Below are 22,952 nucleotides of genomic sequence, written 5' to 3'. Positions count from 1 at the left end.
GTCGCTCCGTGCGTCAGGAGTTGTCGTCAGGGGCGATGGCGTTGAAGCTCATGCCCTCGTGGACGCGCACCTCGTCGTTGTCGCCGATGGTGTCGTACTCGCCGTTGGGACGCTCCAGCTGCAGGACGAAGTCCGCCTGGATTTGAACCTGCTGCGCGATGGCGGCTTGCTTGATTTCCAAGCCGGTCATTACCTTCTCGTCGAGCACCACTGGGTTCCCGTTCACCTCCACGGTAACCTGCTTCGGCTTATCGTTGCCGCCGCCATGACCGTGGCCCTGACCTTGGGAGTTATCTTCAATGTAAGCCATTACTAACCTCCGTTGCTAAAGTGGCTGTAAATTCCTATAATGCAACTACTGGACGGGAGTCTAGCAGTACCGTTTTAGGAAGTCAATTCCTAATTTGCAATTTAACAACGAGGAGAGTCCATGGCCGGTTCAAAGGGGTTTGACGACCAGGCGTACTACAGCGCCTTGGCAAGCACGGTGGAAGCAAAGCGCCTTACATGGAAGCAAGTGAGCCAGTCCACTGGGGTCAGCGCCTCGACCCTGACCCGTATGGCACAGGGCAAACGCCCGGATGCGTCCAGCCTTGCGGCGCTCTCGGCATGGTCTGGTCTAAACCCAGCCAACTACGTCGAAGGTGTTGAGACCCCGGACCAAACGGGCAAGCTGGACTTCGTCGCCGATTTTTCCGCGCTGCTGCGGGCACAAAAGGACCTAAGCGGCGATGCAAAGAGCGCCCTTGAAGGTCTCGTCAAAGCGGCCTACGAGCAGTTGAAAGCCAAATGAGGTAACACCTACATGCAGCGGGGCTTCAAGTCGTATGCGGAAGACCTGGCGGTCCAGGTGCGCAAGGAGATGGGTATCCCCGCTTACGGCCGTCTGTGTGCGTTTGGGCTCGCGAATTTCCTGGGTGTGCCAACGCTTGGCTTCAGCAAGTTGGTGCAGGCCGCCAAGAACTTCGGCGTCACTGCGAAGCAGGTCCAAGCGCTCGAGAAGGAGGTGCACGGACTGTGCATCCCGCTCGGCACTGGCCGGGCTATCCTGTACAACGACAACAACCCCTCCGCCAGGCAGCAAAGTGATGTGGCACATGAGGCGTCGCACATCCTGCTGCGCCATCCGCTGGCTGACATCGTGTCGGGCGCGGTGGGCATGCGCAGCAAAGAACTGGAGGACGAGGCCGCGCATTTGGGCGGAACTCTCCTCTTGCCGCTCCCGGCAGCGCTCCATGTCCTGCAGCGGCGCATGTCGATGGATGCGGCCGCCATGGAGTACGGCATAAGCACAGAGATGGTCACATACCGCTGCAACGTGAGCGGGGCTCGCCAGATTCAGTCGCGGCAACGTCGCGCCTAATCTGGCCGGTGCAATTTGAGCGCCGCGTCTGCGGCACCGGGACGAAGCAACTGGCGGGAGACCGCTGAGGGCAAGGCTAAAGACAAGTGGGAGCGCAAGGCGTGCGGGAGGTAGCCGACAGGCTGCGACAATCCTGCCACCCGACGAACAAAAACTATGACCGCTGAATTTTTGATTGAACAGGCCATGATGCTGGCCTACCGATGGGCCGGATACGCTCTGATGAATCTGGCCGACGACCCAGCGATGCTGGCGTGGGCGTTTTGTTGACGCGTTCTCAGGGGGAGCATTAAAGGAGAGCCAGCTGGGCCGAGCATTTCGTTTCGTTTGTGCTGATAGCCGCATGCTCGTCTTGGAGGGGGTTGACTCATGGGTTTTCGATTTCGCAAGAACATCAAGATACTGCCCGGTATTCGCATCAACCTGAGTAAGTCGGGCGTCAGCACGTCGATTGGCAAGCCCGGTGCGACCATCAATATCAGTGAACGTGGAACCCGTGGCACCGTCGGTATCCCCGGCACGGGTATCAGCTACAGCGAGAAACTCTCATCGCACAAGTCAGATGTACCTAGCAACGGCATGGGCTTCGGCGCGCTGCTGGGATGGGGACTGGTCGCACTATTCGTTGGCATTTTGATTTTCGGGCTGGTGACGTCGTAGCGCACCAGCGTGGTCAGGACCCCACGCTATTTGGCGCCGACATCCTTCAGGGGCCTCAGCAACGGCGACACTGGCATCGCCCACGGACCTTGCGATTCAGGACGCCGGTAGGGCAGATAGTTCTCCCCAAACCATCCCGCCAGACTGTGCGTGTTGCTGGCATCAATCCGCACTTTCGGCAGCCATATTGGCAACAACTGAACGATGACGTGACCGGCCAAGGTATCCACCAGCCTGGTGCGACCGTCACGAAGCTTGGACTCCTGCGCTGACCAAACAGCGTAAGACCCTGGTTCGAGCTCGCGAAAGTGGCGCCGGCCGGCGATAAGAACTTCGGAGTTATTGGCCTCGGCCAGACCGTTCAGCACTGCAATCGCCCGCTTGCGGATGCGTTCGGTCTTGCAAAGAATGACCACGCGGCGCAGGGCGCTGCCGTCCTTCAAAACTCGCCCGACGGAACTTACCAGGGCTGCCAACGACGCTTCACGGTCAGACCCCCGCTTGCTACGGTCAACTTCGAGCCATGTTGTGCCGTTCTGCTCATGCGCCACTGCATCGGGGCGCAGCTGCAGGGTGCTGGCCCTCTTTCCACGCGTTGTGGTGACTGTCAGAAGGCCCTGAACCGCTGGTTGGCCCTCCTTGGTGTCCTTGTTCAGTGCTTGCAGGAGTTCCTGCTCCGTGAGGGCCTCGAGGCCCCGAGCTTCGCACGCCAGCACCCAAAATTGCGCCCACAAACGGTGCTCGGGATTTGTCATGTCGGAGACTCGGCGCACCGACGACGCGGCGTCATGGCCGTGTTCGTCAAGCCAGTCCACTCCTTTTTGTGTCAGCCCATAAACTGTTTGGAATCGGTCAGTACGATATCGGCGTAGCAGGTTCGCCTTGACCATGCCCCGCATTGCTCGCTGCGCTGCCGTCAGTGCGGCTTTGAACCCACGTTCCGGAAAGCAGCACACTGCGACATCAATCGTGCGAATCACCCTGAAGCGGTTGGCCATCAGGAGCGTGCGCAGCCAGATTCCGTGCTGTAGCTGAGTTGATGAAATGGTCGCTGCCAAGCCGCGCGCGACCTTGCGCGGAGCCGATGGCGACGTTGCTCGAGGGCGGCACGTCATTGCCGTCTGCGTCGCATGGACATCCGGCTCTGGGCCAGAGGGGCCTGTCGTCACGGCCACAGCGGCACCGGCTGACGCATCACCGAGAGTCAAGTCTGGTGCCTCCGTGAGCCGGGAATCTGCATCCCGTGGCAGGGTGATTGGTTCTCTCGTTGTGTTCTTCATGGTCGCAGGCTCCGTGGGTGGGTTTTTTCAAGGGCGCTGTATCGACGTATCGGTCTCGTCGCAATCAGCGCATTCACCACGTGTAGCCACCTCCAAAAAACCACGCTATCCAATGCCAATAGCCAGCACACCACGTTTTCACTGGGCCGCTGTTGGTACCAACAAGGGATGCCTACACGGCAGCTGGAGGGCAGGGGGCAACTGTTCCGTCCCCACCATCTGCCTCACCCGCAGGAGTGCGGGTGTCAGTCACGTTCTCGACACGACGTCCATCTAGGCGACTGTTCTACCGGCCGGCTACGCCGGGGCGAACCGCCGCCGTCCCGGAACGTTTCTTCAAGGGTGAATGTTTTCTCGCGGGACGGCTTGCGCAACTGTTTTTCCGGCATGCCGTGCTACCGCGGCTTGCCCCCAGCTCCACATCAACTGTCCATCGGTGGACCTCGGGGACCCCGGCCGACAGCCTGGAATCGCTGGGCGATTCCCGTACCACCAAGGGGGTGCATGCGCTGGGACGGCGGCGGTTCGCACCGCCTTCGCCGACCCGGTCGTGTGCAACTGTTTCCGCGCAACCGTGGCATCAATTCAACTGTCCCTCCTGCACGCTGCCTGGTGCCTCAGCGATGCCCGCGGCTGAACACCGCGCCGTCCGCCTGCTGGTGCCAACGGGGGCAGTCGTTTGGTGCCATCAGGCCGGGCCTATCTAGAAGCTGCTCCGGTCAACGGCGAGGGTGCCCTCAACCGTCATGACTGACGCGCTCCCATTGGTCTCTACACATGAAGCGCATCCCGCGCGAATCAGGAACTACCAATGAAAAAGTCAAGGCTCGCAGCCTTCCCATTTCTCCAGCCATCGATGAAGAAGAACCCGCGACTTCACACCGCGGTTATGCTAAACCCAGCCGAAGTCGATGTTGTCTTCAGGGACTACCCCGCCGAAGCACGCCTCGAGGTCTGCGGTCGCTGGATGCTCATCGGAGCGCTCAACGCCGCAACCTATTCGGCATTCAAAGCGAACGCTGGCACTGACATCAAGGCCGACATGACCGTCTTTCCCACTCCATCCGGCGCGGTGGTGGCACTCCTCAGCTGCCAACTTGGCGCACGTCAGCATCGGTTTGTCCTTCCGCTGTTCGAGCCGAAAGTGATGGAGGTGTTGGCGGCCGCCACCCAAGGGGCGCTCAATATTTATCTTGAGTGCGCCGGTGAGCCCACTGAGGGGATGCTGTATGACTGCCCTCTGCCTCCAGAATGCCTCCTTCCCGCCCGGACCATGTGCCGGCAGATTGACGTTCAGAAGCGGTCGGATTTCATTGCGGAATTGCCGTCAATCGTCTTGGAGGCGCTGACCCTGGACTTAGTGCCAAGTCTGAATGCTGCCGAGGTCAGCGACGTTGACGTCTCGATTTTGTTGCCACAGGCTGAGATGGCGACCGTCTGACCCCTGGCGGCAACCTTCAGCGCCGCTTGTCAAATGGGGCTTCCTCGGCGCTGTGGTTTGACGTTTACAAATTAATTGCTTCCGGAGCCCGCCCTGTGCGGGCTCCTCTTTTTTTTGGTTCTGCTGCGAAGTCAGCGCCCGCATGTGACTCGACCCCGTCGCCGTGGCCTTTAATTCCTTCGATGCAAATCGCCCGCGCGCAGGTGCCTATACCAAGGGCGCCTATTTCGGCGCGCATAAGGCCATCTACATGAACAGACTCCAAAAAAACCAGAAATCCCAAAAGCATTCCGCTTCCAGCCAGCACCCGCTCAGCCAGACCGCCTCGCTCTATTTCTCGCGTCTTATGCGCCCGACCGAGGTCGCCGAGGTAACGAAGGACTATCCAGACCAAGTTCGAAAGCTTATTGCCGGACATTGGACCCTCTGTGGCGACGTCTCGGCACAGATGTTCAGGCTCTTGCAAGAATCCCGAGCAGACCAGCTGCCGACGCGTCTAACCGGATTTCGCTCGTCAGACGGCTTCGGGTATGGCGTCGTCACGCATCAAGTCGGGGGACACCAACACCGCTCGGTCCTATGTCTCTACGACCCCTCGGTGCGTGAGTTTCTGCAGGCCACGGCGAAGGACCGGCTGTATTTCTTGCTTGGGAACGACGACGGCGACGAAGCGGCACTGCTTAGAAGCCCATTGAAGCCTGTCGAGTTCATCCCGTTACTGGCGATGAGCCCCGACGCAAGTGAGGAACAGCAGCGCAAGGCGGTGTTCGAGCTGCCGGCAATTGCGGCAACGTTGAGCGACGCTCGTCAGGTGCCGAGCCTTCACGGGTGTCAACCCGTGGAACAGGTCAGCGTCTCTTTGCTGCTGCCAGGCATCTTGGGCGAGACACTGAGGACGGCCATGCGGAATGCGGCAAGAAAATGACCGGCGCCTCTTCTAAGGCTGATTCGTTCAAATTCCAGCAGGGCATTTTCGGAGCCTGCGACCGTGACACGCTGCAGCTGCTGTTGATAGTCGAGGCAGGCTCAATTGAGGAGGCCGAAACCTACGTCGATGCGGTGGCCCCGCTGCTTGGTGTCAAGAGAGGCAGCGAACTTGTGGTCGTCGCGCTGGACGCAATCCCTACGGGAATTCCGACGTTCTTGAGGGCGTTTTTCGAGGCAGGGAATATTGGCGTCAAGCGAGGGGATGTCGCACCAGGTTCCAGCACTTTGCAGTAAATGTTGTGATTTCAGTGATTCTTGAGCCCACCGGACGGTGGGCTCTTTTTCGCCCGAAAATCTTGCGGACGTATGGAGATGTTGGGATGGTGTTAGGGAAATTACCAGCAGGCCAAAACGTTGCGTGTCCGTCACAGCCGGCACCCAATTGTGCAGAAACAAGTCGTAACGTATTAAGATGAGCTCGACAAAACAGAGGGAGGGCGCGAATGTCTACAAGGGGCGAAAGCCTGTTCCATCCGGTCACTGGAGCTACCGAAGCGACTTGGAATGGGTTTTCTTGGCGGGCCTTTTTCTTCGGAATTATCTGGCTGCCGGTCAAGGGCCTTTACCCTCACCCAGCATCCCCCGCCCGCTCCGAGAGACGTCAGCCTCGTGGCTGAAGTTCACCCCCGAAGTCCGCGACCGCCGAGAGCCGCAGTCTGACCAACATGTTTGAAGTCATGGTGCGCGAGCACGCGAAGAAGCCGAATATCTCTGCCCCTACCCCGGCCCCTGCCGTCGCGATGGCAGGACGAGCTGCAAAGAGGACGGAGGGTAGTCGCAATTGAGGGACTTCCTGCAACTCATGAGCACAGCGGCCGCGGCACACACGCCAGTGAACGTCCGGCCACCACGCGAGAACGGCATCGGCCTGAGGACGAGGATGTCTCGTCAGATTCGTAGGCTCGGGGACGCGGCTCGCTCATCCGGGGTGGGCCCGGAGGCTGTCGTGGGTACGGCTTTGGCAGAGTGGTGTGGCCGGGACTACCCTGCGCTGCCAGCACCGGGCCTAAAATTCTCCAAAAGGCTTGCGAAAAAAGCGCCGCTCCAAGTCTTCGTCCAGACCTTGCGCGCACTGGACTTTCTGGAAGCGTCTTATTGGCTGAGTTCGGCCTACGCAATGCTTTCAGATGACAGTTACCGCAAGGAGTTGGCGATGTTCTTCACCCCCGTGTCCATCACGCGGGGGTTGCTTGAGGACTTGGCCGACCAAGGTGTCGACTTCGGCACGCAGTCCTTTATGGACCCAGCGTGCGGCGGTGCGGCCTTTCTCGCGCCTATAGCGCTCCGGATGAATGCAGCGCTGCAGGCGCGGGGCTTCACCGAAAGGGAAGTGCTGGCGCATGTGGAGGCCCATCTGTTCGGAACCGACCTGGACGCCGCGCTCTGCGAGCTGTCAAAGCAATTTCTGCGGATGTCCTTACACGCCGAAATCGAGCGCACCGGGTACCTCCCGCGATTCAACGTGTCCCGAGCGAACTCCCTTAGCGACCTGAACGCGATGTTCGGGACGCTCGACGTCGTTGTGTGTAATCCACCCTACAGAAAAATGACGGCCGCGGAGCTGGAGCCTCTGCGTACTGCGTATCACGACATGTTCGAGGCGCAACCCAATCTGTATGGGTTGTTTATCGGACTTGCGGTGAAGCTTTTGAAGGTTGGCGGCCGAGCGGCGGTCGTCACTCCGACAAGCTTCCTCTCCGGCCAGTACTTCTCAAAGCTGCGCACCTTCTTGATGCACAACACGCACATCGAGCACATCGGCATGGTCAGCGACCGACTGGGGGTGTTCATTGACGTCGAGCAGGAAACGGCTTTGACGGTCTTGAAGCGACGCGCAACGCCCCATGACGGTGAGACGACAGCCAAGGTGTCTGTGGTCTCCACGCGGGGCGACTACACTGACGTCGGCCCCTCTTTGCTCCCCAATAGCGGGGCCACCTGGCCAATTCCTCGCGCCGTCGACGACGTTCCGCTGCTACGCGCGGCCGGTCAAACAGGCTTCCACCTTGCCGACTATGGCTATCGTGCGCGCATCGGCGCGTTCGTTTGGAACCGCGACGAACGTCCAACCTTCCAACGCGCCCAAGAAGTCAAGCGCGCACGTTGTCAGACAGCAGTACCGCTCCTTTGGTCTGGGGACATCACGCTCGACGGCGATGTGGCCTTCGACGAGGGAAAAGCGAAACCGGACGAGTACCGTTTCGTAGATTTTGGTAGCCGGCTGCACTCGTCCGTGATTACACGACCAAGCGTCATCCTTCAGCGCGTCACATCCAACACCCAGGCAAGGCGCCTGGTGGCCGCCCCAGTCCCTCAGCGGCTATTCGACGTCTTCGGCGGATTCGTTGGCGAGAACCACGTTGTAGTCCTTGAGCCCACCGTTGACGTGCCGGCACTGACGCCGACGGAGCTGTCGAAGCTCTTGGCCGTACAGGCCGTTGACCGCTGCTTCAGATGTATCTCGGGTGCCACTAACGTGTCCGCATTCGAACTGGGGCAGCTGCCACTGCCGGACCCGAACCGCCTCAAGCAACTTCTGAAAACCGGCTACTCATTGGGGGAGGCCGTGCATCGCGCGTATGGCCTCGCGAATGACTAGACGGTGAATACCAACTCGTTTCGCCCACCCCCATGCACCCCCGTTCAAGATTCACCAACCGCCTTGAAGACCAGGCGAGCGCAAAGGCCGCCAAGGCGGCGTTGATTGCAAAAATGGCTGCGGCGAAACTCGCCATGAAGGGGTCTTCCGGGGCGGTCTTTCAGGGGACGACCCAGCCCACGCAGTTGACTCCTGTTGCTCCAGAGCCATCCAAAGAACGGCAATCGACGGAGGGCACTGCGCCAGTGCCAACCAGCCTACGCTTCGGAACGGCCCAAGTGCCGGTGCTGAAGGACGGCGACGTCGAAACTAGCACCGCATCTCACGCGCTCGGCTGGCTTGTTGACCAGTACCTTGAAACTGCTACCTCGCGTAAGCGACAAATCGCTGTTCTCTGGCCTACCGCGCCGAAGTCTCTGATGCTGGTGCACGCACTCGCCACTCTGGAGCGCTGGACGGACGGCGACAAGATGGGTATTCGGGGGATGACGTTCCCGGTCAAGACGAACGTCTTTTACCCGCTGAATCACATGAGGTTTAGCAGGGCTCCGTTGCTTCGGCTCGCACTTCAGTTCGCCGAGACGAGCCCCAACCCCAAAGTCAAACGGTCATGCAGAGCGAAAGACCCCTATCTCTCCGCCTTCAACAGCGCACTCAAAGACTTGGCCGACCCAAGATGGTCTAACCCGACTCTAGGCGAGCTCCTGCCGCACTTCTTGGTCACACCGACTAAGCCGGAATGGGAGAGCTGCGAGCCTAGGCTGCTCTCCCAGCTCTGTGCAAAGCTTCAAAAGCGCAGCCAGGCTACTGCGCTGCGAACCAACTGCTCAACCATCGGCCACCCCGCAACAGCGCCCGACGCCATGTTCGCGCTCGACGGGCGCATGAGCACGACCGAATTAAGAAAGGCGCTGCTCTCGCTGAAAAAGCTCGGCGCCCCTGAAGTTGTCGTCGTTAATGCTACTAGAACGACCCGCCGCGAGTCCCGGGGATGGAAAGGAGCGCTCGCACGCTTTTGCCTTCAACTCGAAGCAGTATTCGGCGCAGACGCACCGGGAGTCTTAATCGTCGCAGACGAGCCGCACGCCGCGTATCGGCTGCGCGAGGAGCTTTTCTCCCAGAACGCAAAGCGACCGGCGTCTGACCGGTGGCAGGTAGGCCACGAGTACGTCATCGTCGGCATGCCCTGTGCGGTGAAGAGCGATGGGCTGATGCCGCACGGAACATTAGAAGTTCGGGTGCCAGCGCCCCGGGAGGTTGACACTGAGATTGTGGACGCCGAAGCCGCGAAAATTGTTGGCCGGCTGAACCGGGTGGCCAACGCTGCTGAAGGAGGGCGAGATACCGCCAGGCCCATTACGGAAGCCATGGCTTATCTCAATCGAATTGCGGCACTTCCATGCGGCGTGCGTGACTTGTCACAGTGGCTAACGCAGGTGGAAGCGGATGACCGGTCCCGACAGCGCTGGGCCTGGCCGAACTTCTACGCGCCCCTCCTGGCTTTCTCGCGCACCGGACAAGCAGGGGAACAACAGAATACATTGACCGGAGCGGTCGAGGCGGCGACGAAACTGGTGACGAACTATGACGGGGGTACGCCGTTCGCGCACTTGCTGGCCAGGCACATTGGAGCCGCTGTCCAGAAACACAAGCAAGTCGTGGTGGTGATGTCATCGAACTTTCACAAACACTTGGCCCTCCGCTTCTTGTCGAAGTATCGGGACTTCCAGGACGGTCGCACGTTCGAAGAGTTTGAACAACGTGTCACATTCATTTGCTCTCCGCAGCTGGAAGACGCACTGGACACGATAGGACGAGCGCCGCTGGTCTTTGCAGGATTGGATGAAGAGTCGCTGAGACTACTTATCACCGACGACCGAATTCCCAGCCATTCAACACTGCTTCTGACACAACAAAACGGCCAATATCTTCGTGCAGCAATGAAGCCGCTGGTCGAACATTTTCCCGCCTTCAGGCCGTTGAAGCCCAGAATGGAATCCATCCTGCGGGGCCTAGCGCATCTCCCGGAGGCCCCCGGGTTGCTCACAAACACAGACCTGGTAATGCCAACATTTCGCATTGAGCTGAGCCACGAAACGAGTGACGCGTACGACGCAGAAAAGGACCCGGAAGCATGGACTGTAGTCCTCGAAGACGGACGGCTGCACCGCCGGCCCAGTCACCGCGTGTACGTCTACGACCCTGCGAGCCGCGAGGCTTCCGACCGGGGTTTCCGCAGCTGTGAAATTCGGGCTCTGCAGCCTGGCGACAGACTCTTCGTTATGTCGGGGGAGTTGCGTGACTTGGTAGAAGGCGTGTTCAAGGAGGCGGGCATCCCCCTGGAGACCGACAAGGTTTTTGAAGCGGCGCTAAGAAACTACCACCGTCAAGTGAACACACTTCTTGAGCGAGCGTTCCCCGAAGGGCACCTCATCGAAAAGGTCCGGGCGCTTCGGCGGCAAATTCTGGAAGCCCACCCGAAGTGGAAAGACGAGTTTCCCGAGGAACAGGCGGTGCGCCACTGGGTGAACCTCGGCCAAGCCGCTGACACGGCATTCGACCAGTTGCGCCCCCAGGCCCCGCTCAAGGAAGCGCATTTCTCGGCGTTCGCCAAGGCGCTGGGAATGTCCGATTTTGAAGCCGCAGCCAACTGGCAACGAGTCATCATGCCAATTCGGAACGCGCGGCGCCAGGACGGCAGGCACCTTTCCGAAATCTATACGCACATGCTCCTGCAGCCGGAGTCGGTCATGGTGCACTCAAAAATTAGCAGACTGACCATTCAGATGCTGTATGGCCGGGCGAGAGAAAGCCTCTGCGTCGTAGAAGCTCTCATCCCGAACAAAGAGGAAGCAATTCGTGCCTGAACTCACCCGGACCGACCCTGCCAAGCTGAGCACCACGGTCAAAGAGGCCGTCGCAGATGCGATTGTCAACATCACGCATGCACACGTCAGCGGAGCGGGTTCTATCGGAAAGCACCTGTTCGGGGCCCGACCGAGGACCCTGCTGAACTCGGGTTTTCTCTTGCCGCAATTGACAGCAGCTGGTGGCGATGAGGTCACCTCACCCATCTGGATTTCATCGCATGGATTCCAGCTGCAGCTGGCTCGGAACACGGCAGGCGTCATCAAGGTGCAGCCTTCGCTCGCAGTTTACGTGCGCGTCTTGCCGCGCGAAGAAGACTTCAAGCGGCCGGACTGCAGGCTTGCAATCAAGCTGCGACGCGAGATGCATGACATCTTGAGAGCGCAGCGAGACCAGCGCCTGGACGAGGAGTGGGACAAAGTCAAAGGTCAGTACGCATCCCGGTGGAAGCACCCGGAATGGCGGGCCATCAAGGAACGTGTCGTCGCCGAGGTCCACGCTGCGCATGGGATTCCAACCGACCTGCGCGCTCTCGAAACAGAGGAGCCGGCCGAGGACGGTGATGCCGGCGCCGGCGAGGGCGTTGTTGTCGGCGCTCAGTCGACACTGACTCTCAATGACGCCCACTTCGAGCCGATGGCGATTCCGCACAAGTGGATGCGCCTGCCGATAGATGTTCCGCCGCTGCTATTGGACATGTCCGGTGACGGAGACCAGCTGCAAGCTGACGTCGCAGCACACGCTGATGAAATGAACGCGAGCATTCGCTCTGCATTGCAGGCCTGGCGCATCAGCGAGGAACCTGAAGAAGGCGGCCGGCCTTGGGGCTATCGACGTGGTGCTGAGGTCAGGGCTAGTCAATACCGGAGATGGTCAGAGTTCCTCACTCAGGTCCGCGGTTCCGACCTGCCGGTACTCGTCCCTGACATCGAGCTCGGCTGGAACCTGGAAACCAGCGTCGATTGGGCGGACCCGAGCAAGACGAGTGTTTTGCTTGCGCTGGAGAATGTCAGCCTCACGCCTCGCATTCGGGCGGACGAAACGGAGGAAGCGGTGTTTCAGGTTGACTTGGCGGCGGTGATTCCGGGCGCCTTGCACCGGCCCTTGAGGCTTGAGCGGGTGGACCCGTCTTACCGGTACAACCAGTACCTCCACTATGCGGCCATGGGACACAACTGCGGCGTCCAAGTTGCTGAGCCCCGAGAGGGCTGCGTTCGGCTCAAGACCACGTGGACGCCAAGGTACACGCAGCCGCGGATAGTGCCGACAGACGTTCCGGATGTGAATCGGAACGTGCGCGCCCTGAGCACACCCGAAGGATTCGCTAGCCTAAAACCTTTGTTGCCCGCCTTCGAGCAGTGGCTCGCCGCGCAGCCTGGTCGGGTCGACCCCACCGAAGGCTTGGCGGCCGAGGACAGCGAAGGGCGGGCGCGAGAGATTGCTGCATTTGAGAAGGACCTCGGTCTGTGGCGCAACGAACTCGAGTCCATCCGTGCGGGTATTGAGATTCTGGAGGAGTCGCGGCTGCACTGGGGCGGCCGCGGTCCTCAGAAAGACCAACGTGGGGTCGTGTTCGAGGCGTGGCTGGCCATGAATGAGGCGATGGCTGACTTCATGAGTGTCCGGTTCCGGCGCGATGACAGCAAGTGGCGGTTGTTTCAGCTGGCGTTCATCGTCGCGAACGTTCCGGCTTTCGCTACGAGGATTCCTGCCTTTAAGTCCAAGTACCAAGAGAAGCGGGATGACGCGGTCACGCTCCTCTACTTCGCCACCGGCGGCGGCAAGTCGGAGGCGTTCTTCGGTCTCCTCGTGTTCACCTTGTTGCTCGACCGCCTGCGCGGCAAGAAGACTGGGGTGACTGCAATGCTGCGGTACCCACTGCGGCTTCTCACAATCCAGCAGGCCCAGCGGTGCGCCCGCGTGATGGCACACGCCGAGCTCGTACGCCGTCGTCACCAATACCAGGGCAACGCCCTGTCGATGGGTTTCTGGGTCGGCTCGTCCGGTTCTCCGAACCGCCACACGACTCCGGGGGTCGCCAGCATTCCAACCGTGGACGATGTTTCGCCGGACAAGCGTTCGGAAGAACTTCTAAGGGAGAGAGACCAACGGTACTCTGCGGCATGGCGTGCGTGGAACAAGCTTCCAAGCTGTCCGTTCTGCGGTGAAAGCACGGCGCTCAGGCGGTTTCCCGCCCAAGGGGGAACCTTGGCCCACGTGTGTTCTAGCGCGAAATGCGCATCGAACGATGGCACGTGGCAACCGCTCCCCTTCTTTATCTGTGACGAGGACATCTACGACCTCGCTCCCTCAGTTCTGCTCGGTACGGTTGACAAGTTAGCCCTGATTGGTCATTCCGCTCCGACGATTCGGCGAATCATGGGGATGTTCGGCATGGCCCCGTGGTTGGACCCCGCCACCGGTCGGCTGGTTATTCCGCAACACAAAGACATGCGGGAGGGGCCCGCAGCCAAGGGGATGCGCGGCCTCTCTCCCGCCTATCCTGACGGCGAGAAGGTGTTCTTTGACCCGTTCCCCAGCTTGGTCATCCAGGACGAAGCGCACTTGCTGGATGAATCGCTCGGGACCTTCGCAGCCTTGTTCGAGTCCACCTTGGACGCGATTTTTGAACATTTGAGCAAGTCACTTGGCGCTGAGATGGTTTCGCACAGCCTTGCGGGTAAACGCCGCCGTGCGAAGGTTGTCGCCGCGTCGGCGACGGTGTCCGAACCCGAACGGCAGCTGGAGCATCTCTATCAGCGCTCTATACCCGCTGTGCAGTTTCCGCACCCCGGCCCAACACTGTATGAATCGTTCTACGCGGTGCCTGAGTTGGCAGACGAGTCCGCGCGTCGGGTGTTGGACGACGTGGAGCTTCGCTCAAAGCAAGCTCGCGTCTACTGCGCGTTCATGACGAACGGCAAGCCGCACACGGCGACCAGTGTCGCAGTGCTTTCGAGTTTTCACCTGACTATCTCGAAGCTGTTTGGCAGGCTCACCGCTGGTGACGCGAAGCAGGCCGCAGAAGCCAAGGAGCTTTTGTACGAATTCGTTTCGAGTGGGCCGCTGTCGCAGCTTCACTGCCAGGCACTGCGGGCTGCCGACGATTCAGAACTCGCGACTGCCGTCGACCTTCACCGCATCGCATTGACGTATGTCACGAACAAGAAGGGCGGCGACCAAATCATGGCCGCGGAAGTCGAGGATGCCCGCAAGCGGCACCTCAATGCCGGGCAACCGCTCGCGGGGCTGGACACTCGCCTCATCACCGGCTCTGTCGAACAAGGAGAAATCCAAGCTGTCGTCCAAGCCGCGCAAACTCGCGATGAGCCCGGGAAGCCGTTTACACCGCTTTCTAAGGTCTTGAGGTCCGTCATCGCAACGTCCGCCATCTCGCACGGGGTGGACGTTGAAGAACTGAACTCAATGTTCTTCGCGGGCATGCCCTCCGACATTGCCGAATACATCCAGGCGTCATCACGCGTGGGGCGTACCCATGTCGGATTTGTTGTGCTTGTTCCAACCCCGCAGCGCCGACGAGACCGCCAGGTCATTGAAGTCTTCGACATTTTCCATCGATTCCTCGAGCGAATGGTCCAGCCCGCCGCAATCGACCGGTGGGCGGAGCGTGCCGTCGAGCGAGCGCACCCCAGCATGCTGCAGGCTTACCTGGCCGGCGTGGTCCCGAGCCGCAAGCTACTGGACGCAGATGTCTCCGAAAAGCACACGGTCCCGACCTTCAACTACCTCAAGGAAATTCTCAAGGAGCAGCGAGAACGCCAAGGAGCTTTCCTGTCCGAAATCAACGGCTTCATTGAACTTGCGATTGGCCTCAAGGATGGCTACTGCCCTGAAGGTGAAGAGCACTACAGGCGGATGATTTCGGAAAGTACGCGGGATGTTCTTGGTGACTGGGACACCGACACTTGGAGAGAAGACGGCACTCTCTACAGGTACTTCGAAGCCCAACCTGACGCAATGCGAAAGCCCATGACTTCATTGCGTGACGTCGATGAGGGGGGCATTATCCGCGCCACACGGAAGCTGTCCGCAAATCGGCCGGTGCTGGCTCAGGATGTTCTGGTGGTGATGGACCTGGTCCGTCACGGGGTGGCGGGCAGTGAAGAAGGAGTTGAAGAATGACCGCTCAAGGATTTCTGCCCGACGAGGATTTCAAGAAAGACCTCAAACCGCCGACGATGAGTCGGTCGCGCAATCAACTAGCGTCTTCGTACGCGCCCGGCTCCTTTTTTACATTCGAAGGAGGACGCGGCGCTTGCCTTGCGATGCCGGACAAATCGCAGCCAACCGACGAGGCGAACATATCCAGCGCTACCCGCGACCAAATCATCACGCGCCTCGCGGAGGTCTGGGAGAGCTGGTTCGGCCGGGCCATCAGTGCCGCGAATGGTGGTAGGCCTGTGGACCCACGGTTATGCATCGACCAGCGGCTGCTTCGCGACGGGGGAATCGTACGGCCCTTGGGCCTGACCAACCTCGCGTTCGTGAACCCTCTTCGCATGTCTTACGTGCCCGCGCCGCTGACGTTCGTGTGCAACCACTGTGGTCTTTTCAAAGCGTACGACACCCCGGCCGAACTGGCCAAGGACCGCCGAAGTTTTGAGGCACAAGCGTGCAGGTCCAAGCTAGGCCGGACCTGTCAGTGGCGGCAGCTTGACGTCGTGTTTGTGCACTGGTCCGGGGAGTGGGCGCCGGCGATGCCGGGTCGGTGGGAGTGGAACGACGCCGATGCGGAACTTCGATTGACTCGCCGCGTCTGTGCACTGTGCCATGGCGACCGCTTTCTTCTCCACACCCAGTCTCCTCGCATCGGTGAGTGGTCTTTTCAGTGCGCCAATCCGGCCTGCAATGACCGACGCGACGCTTGGAGGCAAAACGACAAGTTGACTACCGAGGTCCTGGCGGCTCAAAGTGGCAGCGTAATCGCCGCACGCCGTATGGAGCCCATTTCATACCGCGCGTCGTCCGCGTACTACCCTCAGTCAGAGCAGTTTGTCGTGTTCTCTGAGCGCGACCAAAGTCTGCTCGACCTGCTACAGGAGGGCCGGCGCCGCGCGCTGGGTGAGTTTATTGCGGACCAGTTCGGATTCGGGGGTGCCCTTCCAACCATTGACGAAATGCAGGACATCCTTCTTCAAGGCGGTCACGAGGCCCGTTGGGAAAGCTACGAGAACGGCGTGCGAATGCGGAAGTTCGCTGAAGACATGAAGCAGACCGACCTGGTCAAGGCTTCGGAAAACGAACTCCGGAAATTGGTGGAGGGTTGGTTCGCCGATGGCTTGATTGCTGCCAAGGCGGAACTGCCTGACGGCCTCCGCGGTCAAATTGCGCGCCGCGCGGAATTCTCAAGCCGTTATGACCCCTTCAGTCTGAGTGTGGAACACGAAGCCCTTCGCCGTAGCAAGCTGTCAAAGACACGGGACGATTCCGGCCGGTCGCCTTTTGTCCGCTTCCAGCACCTGGACAAGGACTTGGCGCCAAAGGACAGCGGAGCCAAGCTGAGGCAAGAGCAAGAGACCGCAAGGTTGATGAAGAAGTTGGGGATGGCCGAACTTGGAATGGTGCGCGACTTCGAGCTATGTCGCTTTACGCACGGGTACACCCGTGTGGGCGCCACACCCACCTTGGAAAAGCACGGCACGGACCTGCCTGTTCGCCTGCGAATGTTCGAGCCTCTCGATAGCGGCCGGCGGCCGGTTTACGTCGTCACTCAGGCCAACGAGGCCTTGTACGTCCAGCTCGACCCCGAGGCGGTGTACAACTGGCTTGCTGCCGTTGGTATGGCGAACCTGCCGGCCTGGGCTCCCAGCGACGAGGTGAAGCTCGGTGGCCGGCTACTTGAAATTGCTGAGCCCTTCGGGCGCTTCTTCAGCGCGTTGACCGAGGCCGATGCGTCCACATACCGGTACGTGTACACGCTGCTTCACAGCTATGCGCACGTGCTCATGAAATCTATCGCCGAGTTCTCGGGCCTGGATGTGGGCTCTCTTGGCGAGTACCTGTTCCCCGCAGACCTTGCGTTCGTTGTGTATCGGAACGGGACAACAATGGACCTGGGGAATCTGTCGTCGCTGTGGAGGAACGAAAACAATCGATTTCTTGGTCATTTGCTCGAGACGTCTACTCACCGCTGCAACTCAGGCAGCCTTTGCGACCTTCATGGCGGAGCATGCCCTGACTGCATCATGGTGCCTGAGACATCCTGCATTGCGCAGAACCGTCTCCTGTCGAGGTCTGTTCTGCTGGGGGGCAATGCGCCACGAGAAGACCTCACTCACAGGGGTCAACGTATCCCGGGCTTTCTGGATTTGCTAAATGCACCTCCGAGCTGAAGTTCGCGACATCTTCGTCCGCTTGGCGCGACACAGCGGTGTAGCCGGTGCAATCTGTGCCAGTGTTGCCGGAGGGTCGTTCGCAGAGGCCACGGACGTCAGGAGAATTTGCACACTCTCCGGCCTCGCGATGGCGCGAGCTGACGAGGTCGAGGCCTTCCTGGCTGCCGGCTTCAACGTGGGCTTGTTTCAGCGGTCGTCCCAGCTCACTTGGCGCCCAATCTCCCGTGACCTGCATGGCGAGCTTGCTCCCCTCTTTGTGGGGGCATGTCTGTACCGCGCAGAGGTGCACGCCGACCATGACTTGGTCCAGGTCGTCGTCACCAAACCGCCCGCGCCAAGCCGCTTCACCGCAGAGCTGGTGGCTTCGACAGGTGATTGGGGCTTGGTGGACACAAAAGAGGCTTTGCCAGGAATAGCGGAGTCAGCGCGCAACCGTTTCTGCGTTTTGACTCCCTACGTGGACGACATCGGCGCACCCATTCTCTTGAACTTATTTGCACGGGCCCCGGTTGGCGTGCGCCGCGTGCTCATCTCTCGGGCGGACCACGAAGACCAAATGCCACCCGGCTTGAGGCGCGTCGCTGCGGAGCTCGCCGCGTTGAACGTCAGTGTGCTGAGCTTCCGGATAGGACGAGCTGACGCCGCGGGCAATGAGACCTCTCACGCCAAGGTTGTCCTTGCCGACGACCACACCGCCTACGTCGGTTCGCTCAACATGAACCGATGGTCTTTGGAGTACTCGCTGGAGCTCGGAGTGTGCGTAGCGGGCCGCTCCGCGTCCTTGATTGCAGATGTGGTTAGCGCTGCGGAGCGCGTGTCCGTGCCGATGCGATAGGCGCGTGTGCCCGTCGCCGCAGCACCTATGAGGCGAGTGCTACGGCGCGCAGGTCGGCCACCCGCAAGCCCCACGTACCTACACATGCATAACTTGACACCAACTGGAGTTCAAAAATGCACATCAAAAAACGTGGCACGCGCGCCATGTTGTACCGGTCACACTGGGTTGCCAAGGGGACCACGGGGAACACTCACGGCTATGCCGTTCAAACGTTTGCCGGCAGCGTCCCCCTCGACGCGGAAACCCTGCCTGCCGGCCTGAAAGACAAGTTTTCTATCGAGGAGACTGAATTTCTTGAAAGCAAGCTTTTCCAGCCTGCACGACTTGCGGCAAACCAAAAGAGGCGGGCGGTGGAACTGCGCGAGGCGGACCCTGTCTGGCGCCTCGAGGAAGCCGAGCGCTTGACGCGGGAAGCCGCGCACAGGAGTGAGCGAGGTCTCGTACCAGACGCCAAAGTGCGAGCCGTGCAGTCGGCATTGTCGGCGGTCAAGACGATTGCCCAGGCGCAAACCCAACCCAGGACGCAAGTGATGGTTGCGGAACAGCCGAAATCGGACCCCTTGCGCGACGCCCTCATTGCAATTAAATCGGCGCGTGATGCGGTTTCGGCAGGGCGCTACGGCTCAGCTCCAGCGGAGGGGGTACGCAGCACATACCCGTATAAGCTCTGGGCCGAGATTTTTGAGACGGTTGGCGGCAGCGAGAGTGACAGCCTGATGCGAGCGCTGCAGGGGAGGGGATTCGCGAAGACGCGCGGAAAGTGAGATTCCACGGGGACCTTGGCTGCGTCTATGTATGCCGATAGGGGGGTAACGAAGGTAACGGTGGTAACCGACGTAACACTGTTCGTCGAGTGCGGCGCAGTTAATAAAAACAAGGGGCCAGTCTGGCCCCTTCCTACTGCGGCCCGCGTTTTAATTTATGCGGTCGCATGGGAGCGCGCAAATTCCTCCATCGCTTTCACGGCCTTGAAGATAGCAAAATGCCAGCCGCTGCCGGTGCGGACGTGACCAAGTCTGTGGCGTACCGCTCCCCAGGTGGCGTTGCTTCCCCCGTCGGCCTCGCGGAACACGCAGGTTTCATCAGAATCTCGAAAAATAGACAGTTCATTGTGGCGCCAATCGCTGACGGCAACGTAGTGACAGCCGTAGGCTTTGAGTAGTTTTTGCAACGTCTCGCGTGTGACCGCTGCCTTTTCCAGAGGTATTTCTACGAGTTGTTGCAGGTCATCTGGGCTAGGGTCGCCGCCCGTTGCTTGCAGCAAAGCGGCCTTGCGCATGGCATAGGCCCACCGGCGCCCTCCGTGGCTGGCCAGGCTAGACATGCGGTTTTTGTTGCAGAACCCGATTGTTTCTTCGTATTGCCTCAAGCCATCGTGGTCGTATCCTCGGACGTATACCCGGGCCGGGGACCAGACATACGGGTACGCTTCAAATGCATTGGAACATTTGACCTCGGCCTGATAGCGAAGGTGGTCGGCAGTCTTTGTGGTGGAAGTCGTATTCATTTTCATGTCTGTGTTCCTACTTTGGTGGTTGATTCAGCTGCGCCTCGTGTTCGAAGTGCTGAGTCGTATAGGTACAGACGTTTTATATTTGTGATGGTATTTTTAAATGTTTTCTAAGGGTTTGCCCGCGCGTTGTCGCGCTCACACGCAATGCTTGAAAAGCGCGGCCCGTTAAACCGCCGGACGATGATTTCCAAGTCGGGCGGAAAAGCGCACGGCAAGCAGCCAGTAGCCAGCAGCTCGGACAGGGGAAACTGAGCCTGACGGAAAATCCGCTGACCCAAGACAACTGCATCGGCGCTATGCCAATCGAAGTGGCCGCGTAGGATGTCGAGGGCGCAGTCAGAAAGTCTGCGAAGGAGATTGTTGGAATGATGGACCTGACCATGCAAGGTCTGAATCGGTTTCTCAATGCCCAGGGACCGGTGTATGACGCTGTCATCAAAGAGTTGACCGGCGGCAAAAAGACCACCCACTGGATGTGGTTCGTCTTCCCCCAACTCAAGGGGCTGGGACGCAGCGCAATCGCCGAACACTTTGGCATCGAATCCAGAACGGAGGCGTTGGCGTACTGGGAACACCCAGTTCTTGGTGAACGCCTCCTCGAGTGCACGAATCTTGCCCTTGCACAGCACGGCAAATCCGCCCACGAAATCTTTGGGTCTCCGGATGACCTCAAACTCAAATCGTGCATGACGCTCTTCGCTCGAGTCGTCCCGAGTGAGCCGGCCTTTCAGCACGCGTTGGAGCGGTTTTTCGAGGGGAGGTCTGACGAGGGGACGCTAAACCTGCTGTGATTTCCACCGGAGGTCGCAGGCCCACTGTTGTAAAGCCCAAATAGCGCCCCGACGTGCCTTCGTGTCTGCTCCACTAGCTGCGTTGTCGGACTACCAACGTAACCGGACGCCCCCTATCGATGTCAGCCCGGTCGGGCGCGTCAAGTGTTGGCGGCGCACCTTGAAGGCCACGCTCCCATCGCAGGCTATTTCTTCTGCATCTGCAATGCGGCGTCGTACTCTGCAGTGAAGTCGGTGCCGGTTTCCATCGTCGGGTCTATCTGCTTGAAAGCTGTGTACATGATGGCCAGCAGATGCAACCCCGTAAACTTTCCCGGCAGCGACTTCAGTTTGTACTTATCGGTCGGGTCGTTGATGTCCAGCCCTGAGCGACCCAGAATTGCAATCTCGTAGGCAATAGCCTGGCGTTTTGCGGGTCCGAGCTTCTTGAACGTTTGCAAGGCCCCCACGATGTACATCATCACGTCTGGACGAAATCCACCGGCCGACCGCGACTTTAGTTGCTTGTTCCCGAACGCAGTGCGGGCCTTTTCCGCCCGCCCAACCAGCGGGGACGTGGGATGCTCTTCGATGAATCGCTTGTACAGCGCATCTGCCTCCAAGTCGGCCTCTTCCGTACCCACGTCTTCGAGCGCCATGGCGAGGCCGAAGATGCTTTGCGGGTCGTCTGGCATCAGTTCAAGTGCCTTGCGCAAGTGGACAATGGCCTCGTCAACCCGCTTGAATCCAATCAGCATGCCGCCCAGATTTCGACGCGTGAAGCCATCGTTCGGGTCCAATGCCACGGCGTTCTCGAACGCTTCGAGCGCCTGTTCGGATTTACCCATCCGGTGGTACGCGTTGCCGATACCGACCCAGGCGTGTGCATGGCCCGGGTCGAGCTGCACTGCACGCTTGAGGCGGATGATGGCCTCGTCATGTTGGCCCAGTTCGCTGTAGGAGATACCCAGGTTGTAAAGGACAGCCGCATTTGCCGGAGCTGATTTGGTCAGGCTTTCAAGGTACGGCACCGCCTCGGCAATCTTCCCCGCTTTCAGCATCGGCAGGACGAAGTCCAAAGCAGAGGTCTCAGCCGGGAAGGCCATCACGGTAATTTCCTCGTCGTCCACGGTCACGATGGCCGTTTGACCCTGCGCGCCGTACTCGGAGGCAAAGTGCATCATGACGGCGGTCTTGAACGCCTCGGTCCCGACCTGCCGTGCCTCTGGCGGCAGCAGGTTTACGTCGAAACGATGAAGTGGAATCTTGTATTCAGTCGCCATAGGTGTCAAAGTTTATACGGTGTCCAGGTGTACCAACCGGTCATGCCGATGGAAGACGCCCATGCGTCGACCAGCTCGCGGTCATTCCGGCGGTCTGAGCCTATGGTGTCGCTGATACGCAGCAGCTCCGTGCCCGGCTCCAGCGCCCCGGCCGCACGGTAGGGGATGGCGTAGACCGACGTGCCAAGCAAACGGTCGGCGAAGAGGGCGCAGGCTGCCACCGGCGCCAGCAGGGGAACCGGGACGGACAAGCGACCGACCCGCTTGGACAACAGTTGCAAATTTTCCTGCTGCAGCGAGTCAACACCGGCTACCTGCATTTCCCGCAGTGAGGGGTGTTCGCGCGCAATCCACTGGTCGATGCGCATGCCGATGGCATAGGAGCGCAGATTCAGAAGTGCCCATTGCAGGGTTACTTTGGCAAACTCCGGCAATACGGCCTTGTCTGCCTCGCTCAAGGGTTGGCCGGTTGCCAGGAGGGCCTCTACCTGCTCAGCGCCTTCGCCCGTCCCGGTGAAGTTGAAGCGCTCGTTCGGCGGCAAATCAAACAACCGCAGGGCGTACCCTGCCTGGTAGGCCACCCAGTAGTCGATGGGGTCATTGGAGGGGCGATACCGCAGCACGTGCGCGGGCGCTCCTTCGCGGGCCATCTGCAGCGTCGCGCGCAGACTCAGGCTGCTGTCTGGCTTGAACTCCACTGGACAGCCGCTAAGCGTTTCGACGCGCTTGAGGATTTCCATGGTTTCCGGGCGGAGATTTTTCATGCCCTGATTATCGACGGAGCCGAATCGCCGCTCGGCCCCTGGCAGGGGCCCCGGTCGTCGCCATACCGACCATATGGCGCGCCGAGTCGGACCTTGTCAGCTCCAAGGCCGTTGCCTGCAGAAATCGATGCGGGCCCCATCAACTTTGAGCACGGGGCAAGTTCTTACGGAAGCCAAAAGAACATGTTTTTCGGTCGGGGCCCCGCCTTGCGTGACGTCTCTATACATCT

At 60.0% G+C, this 22,952-nt stretch carries 18 protein-coding genes; 13 read left to right on the top strand and 5 right to left on the bottom strand.

Annotated features, from left to right (window positions below):
• Positions 1 to 13: 13 nt before the first annotated feature.
• Entirely contained in the window at positions 14 to 310 is a 297-nt protein-coding gene (locus tag B0E49_RS04400) for a multiubiquitin domain-containing protein (RefSeq protein WP_077560754.1), read from the bottom strand.
• A gap of 120 nt (positions 311 to 430) precedes the next feature.
• Between B0E49_RS04400 and B0E49_RS04395 the strand changes: the two genes are divergently transcribed.
• The 3 genes from B0E49_RS04395 to B0E49_RS04385 all read left to right on the top strand — a co-directional run bounded on the left by B0E49_RS04395 (position 431) and on the right by B0E49_RS04385 (position 2,023).
• The gene (locus B0E49_RS04395; protein WP_077560753.1) at positions 431 to 793 is read left to right on the top strand and encodes a helix-turn-helix domain-containing protein; all 363 of its coding nucleotides are present in this window, start codon (positions 431 to 433) and stop codon (positions 791 to 793) included.
• Between the two features lie 12 nt (positions 794 to 805).
• Entirely contained in the window at positions 806 to 1,363 is a 558-nt protein-coding gene (locus B0E49_RS04390) for an ImmA/IrrE family metallo-endopeptidase (protein WP_077560752.1), read from the top strand.
• 369 nt (positions 1,364 to 1,732) lie between these two features.
• Positions 1,733 to 2,023 carry a DUF4236 domain-containing protein gene (locus B0E49_RS04385; protein ID WP_077560751.1) on the top strand — a complete coding sequence of 97 codons (291 nt, stop codon included), beginning with the start codon at positions 1,733 to 1,735 and terminating at the stop codon, positions 2,021 to 2,023.
• 26 nt (positions 2,024 to 2,049) lie between these two features.
• On the opposite strand, the gene B0E49_RS04380 is transcribed toward B0E49_RS04385, so the two are convergent.
• The gene (locus B0E49_RS04380) at positions 2,050 to 3,081 is read right to left on the bottom strand and encodes a replication-relaxation family protein (RefSeq protein ID WP_286137794.1); all 1,032 of its coding nucleotides are present in this window, start codon (positions 3,079 to 3,081) and stop codon (positions 2,050 to 2,052) included.
• Positions 3,082 to 4,114: 1,033 nt separating this feature from the next.
• Here B0E49_RS04380 and B0E49_RS04375 point away from each other — a divergent pair.
• The 9 genes from B0E49_RS04375 to B0E49_RS04335 all read left to right on the top strand — a co-directional run bounded on the left by B0E49_RS04375 (position 4,115) and on the right by B0E49_RS04335 (position 19,156).
• Positions 4,115 to 4,744 (top strand): hypothetical protein, encoded by a 630-nt coding sequence (locus tag B0E49_RS04375; RefSeq protein ID WP_077560749.1) that lies wholly within the window; start codon positions 4,115 to 4,117, stop codon positions 4,742 to 4,744.
• Between the two features lie 163 nt (positions 4,745 to 4,907).
• Entirely contained in the window at positions 4,908 to 5,669 is a 762-nt protein-coding gene (locus B0E49_RS04370; protein ID WP_077560748.1) for a hypothetical protein, read from the top strand.
• Positions 5,666 to 5,965: a hypothetical protein gene (locus B0E49_RS04365; RefSeq protein WP_077560747.1), complete on the top strand. Its 300-nt coding sequence runs from the start codon at positions 5,666 to 5,668 to the stop codon at positions 5,963 to 5,965. Before B0E49_RS04370 ends, B0E49_RS04365 begins: the two co-directional genes overlap by 4 nt.
• Positions 5,966 to 6,677: 712 nt before the next feature.
• Positions 6,678 to 8,330 carry an HsdM family class I SAM-dependent methyltransferase gene (locus B0E49_RS04360; RefSeq protein ID WP_286137793.1) on the top strand — a complete coding sequence of 551 codons (1,653 nt, stop codon included), beginning with the start codon at positions 6,678 to 6,680 and terminating at the stop codon, positions 8,328 to 8,330.
• A gap of 32 nt (positions 8,331 to 8,362) precedes the next feature.
• Positions 8,363 to 11,197, top strand: coding sequence for a DISARM anti-phage system protein DrmE domain-containing protein (locus B0E49_RS04355; protein WP_144264437.1), 2,835 nt, complete (start codon positions 8,363 to 8,365; stop codon positions 11,195 to 11,197).
• Entirely contained in the window at positions 11,190 to 15,341 is a 4,152-nt protein-coding gene (locus B0E49_RS04350) for a helicase-related protein (protein WP_077560745.1), read from the top strand. Before B0E49_RS04355 ends, B0E49_RS04350 begins: the two co-directional genes overlap by 8 nt.
• On the top strand, positions 15,338 to 17,551 hold the full coding sequence (locus B0E49_RS04345) for a DUF8724 domain-containing protein (protein WP_077560744.1): 2,214 nt from the start codon (positions 15,338 to 15,340) through the stop codon (positions 17,549 to 17,551). Before B0E49_RS04350 ends, B0E49_RS04345 begins: the two co-directional genes overlap by 4 nt.
• The gene (locus B0E49_RS04340; protein ID WP_077560743.1) at positions 17,535 to 18,389 is read left to right on the top strand and encodes a phospholipase D-like domain-containing protein; all 855 of its coding nucleotides are present in this window, start codon (positions 17,535 to 17,537) and stop codon (positions 18,387 to 18,389) included. Before B0E49_RS04345 ends, B0E49_RS04340 begins: the two co-directional genes overlap by 17 nt.
• A 116-nt stretch (positions 18,390 to 18,505) precedes the next feature.
• On the top strand, positions 18,506 to 19,156 hold the full coding sequence (locus B0E49_RS04335; RefSeq protein WP_077560742.1) for a hypothetical protein: 651 nt from the start codon (positions 18,506 to 18,508) through the stop codon (positions 19,154 to 19,156).
• Between the two features lie 155 nt (positions 19,157 to 19,311).
• Here the strand turns inward: B0E49_RS04335 and B0E49_RS04330 are convergent, their stop codons facing one another.
• Positions 19,312 to 19,905 (bottom strand): hypothetical protein, encoded by a 594-nt coding sequence (locus B0E49_RS04330; protein ID WP_077560741.1) that lies wholly within the window; start codon positions 19,903 to 19,905, stop codon positions 19,312 to 19,314.
• 365 nt (positions 19,906 to 20,270) lie between these two features.
• Between B0E49_RS04330 and B0E49_RS04325 the strand changes: the two genes are divergently transcribed.
• The gene (locus tag B0E49_RS04325; protein WP_077560740.1) at positions 20,271 to 20,696 is read left to right on the top strand and encodes a DUF1810 domain-containing protein; all 426 of its coding nucleotides are present in this window, start codon (positions 20,271 to 20,273) and stop codon (positions 20,694 to 20,696) included.
• Between the two features lie 185 nt (positions 20,697 to 20,881).
• On the opposite strand, the gene B0E49_RS04320 is transcribed toward B0E49_RS04325, so the two are convergent.
• Positions 20,882 to 21,958, bottom strand: a complete 1,077-nt coding sequence (locus B0E49_RS04320) for a tetratricopeptide repeat protein (RefSeq protein ID WP_077560739.1) — start codon at positions 21,956 to 21,958, stop codon at positions 20,882 to 20,884.
• Positions 21,959 to 21,963: 5 nt separating this feature from the next.
• On the bottom strand, positions 21,964 to 22,722 hold the full coding sequence (locus B0E49_RS04315) for a hypothetical protein (protein ID WP_144264436.1): 759 nt from the start codon (positions 22,720 to 22,722) through the stop codon (positions 21,964 to 21,966).
• Between the last annotated feature and the right edge of the window lie 230 nt (positions 22,723 to 22,952).

This window comes from Polaromonas sp. C04, from assembly GCF_002002705.1.
In the GTDB taxonomy this organism is placed as follows: Bacteria; Pseudomonadota; Gammaproteobacteria; order Burkholderiales; family Burkholderiaceae_C; genus Rhodoferax_A.
The sequence above is the reverse complement of the archived record's forward strand: the minus strand, read 5'-3'. Positions and strand labels throughout refer to the sequence as shown.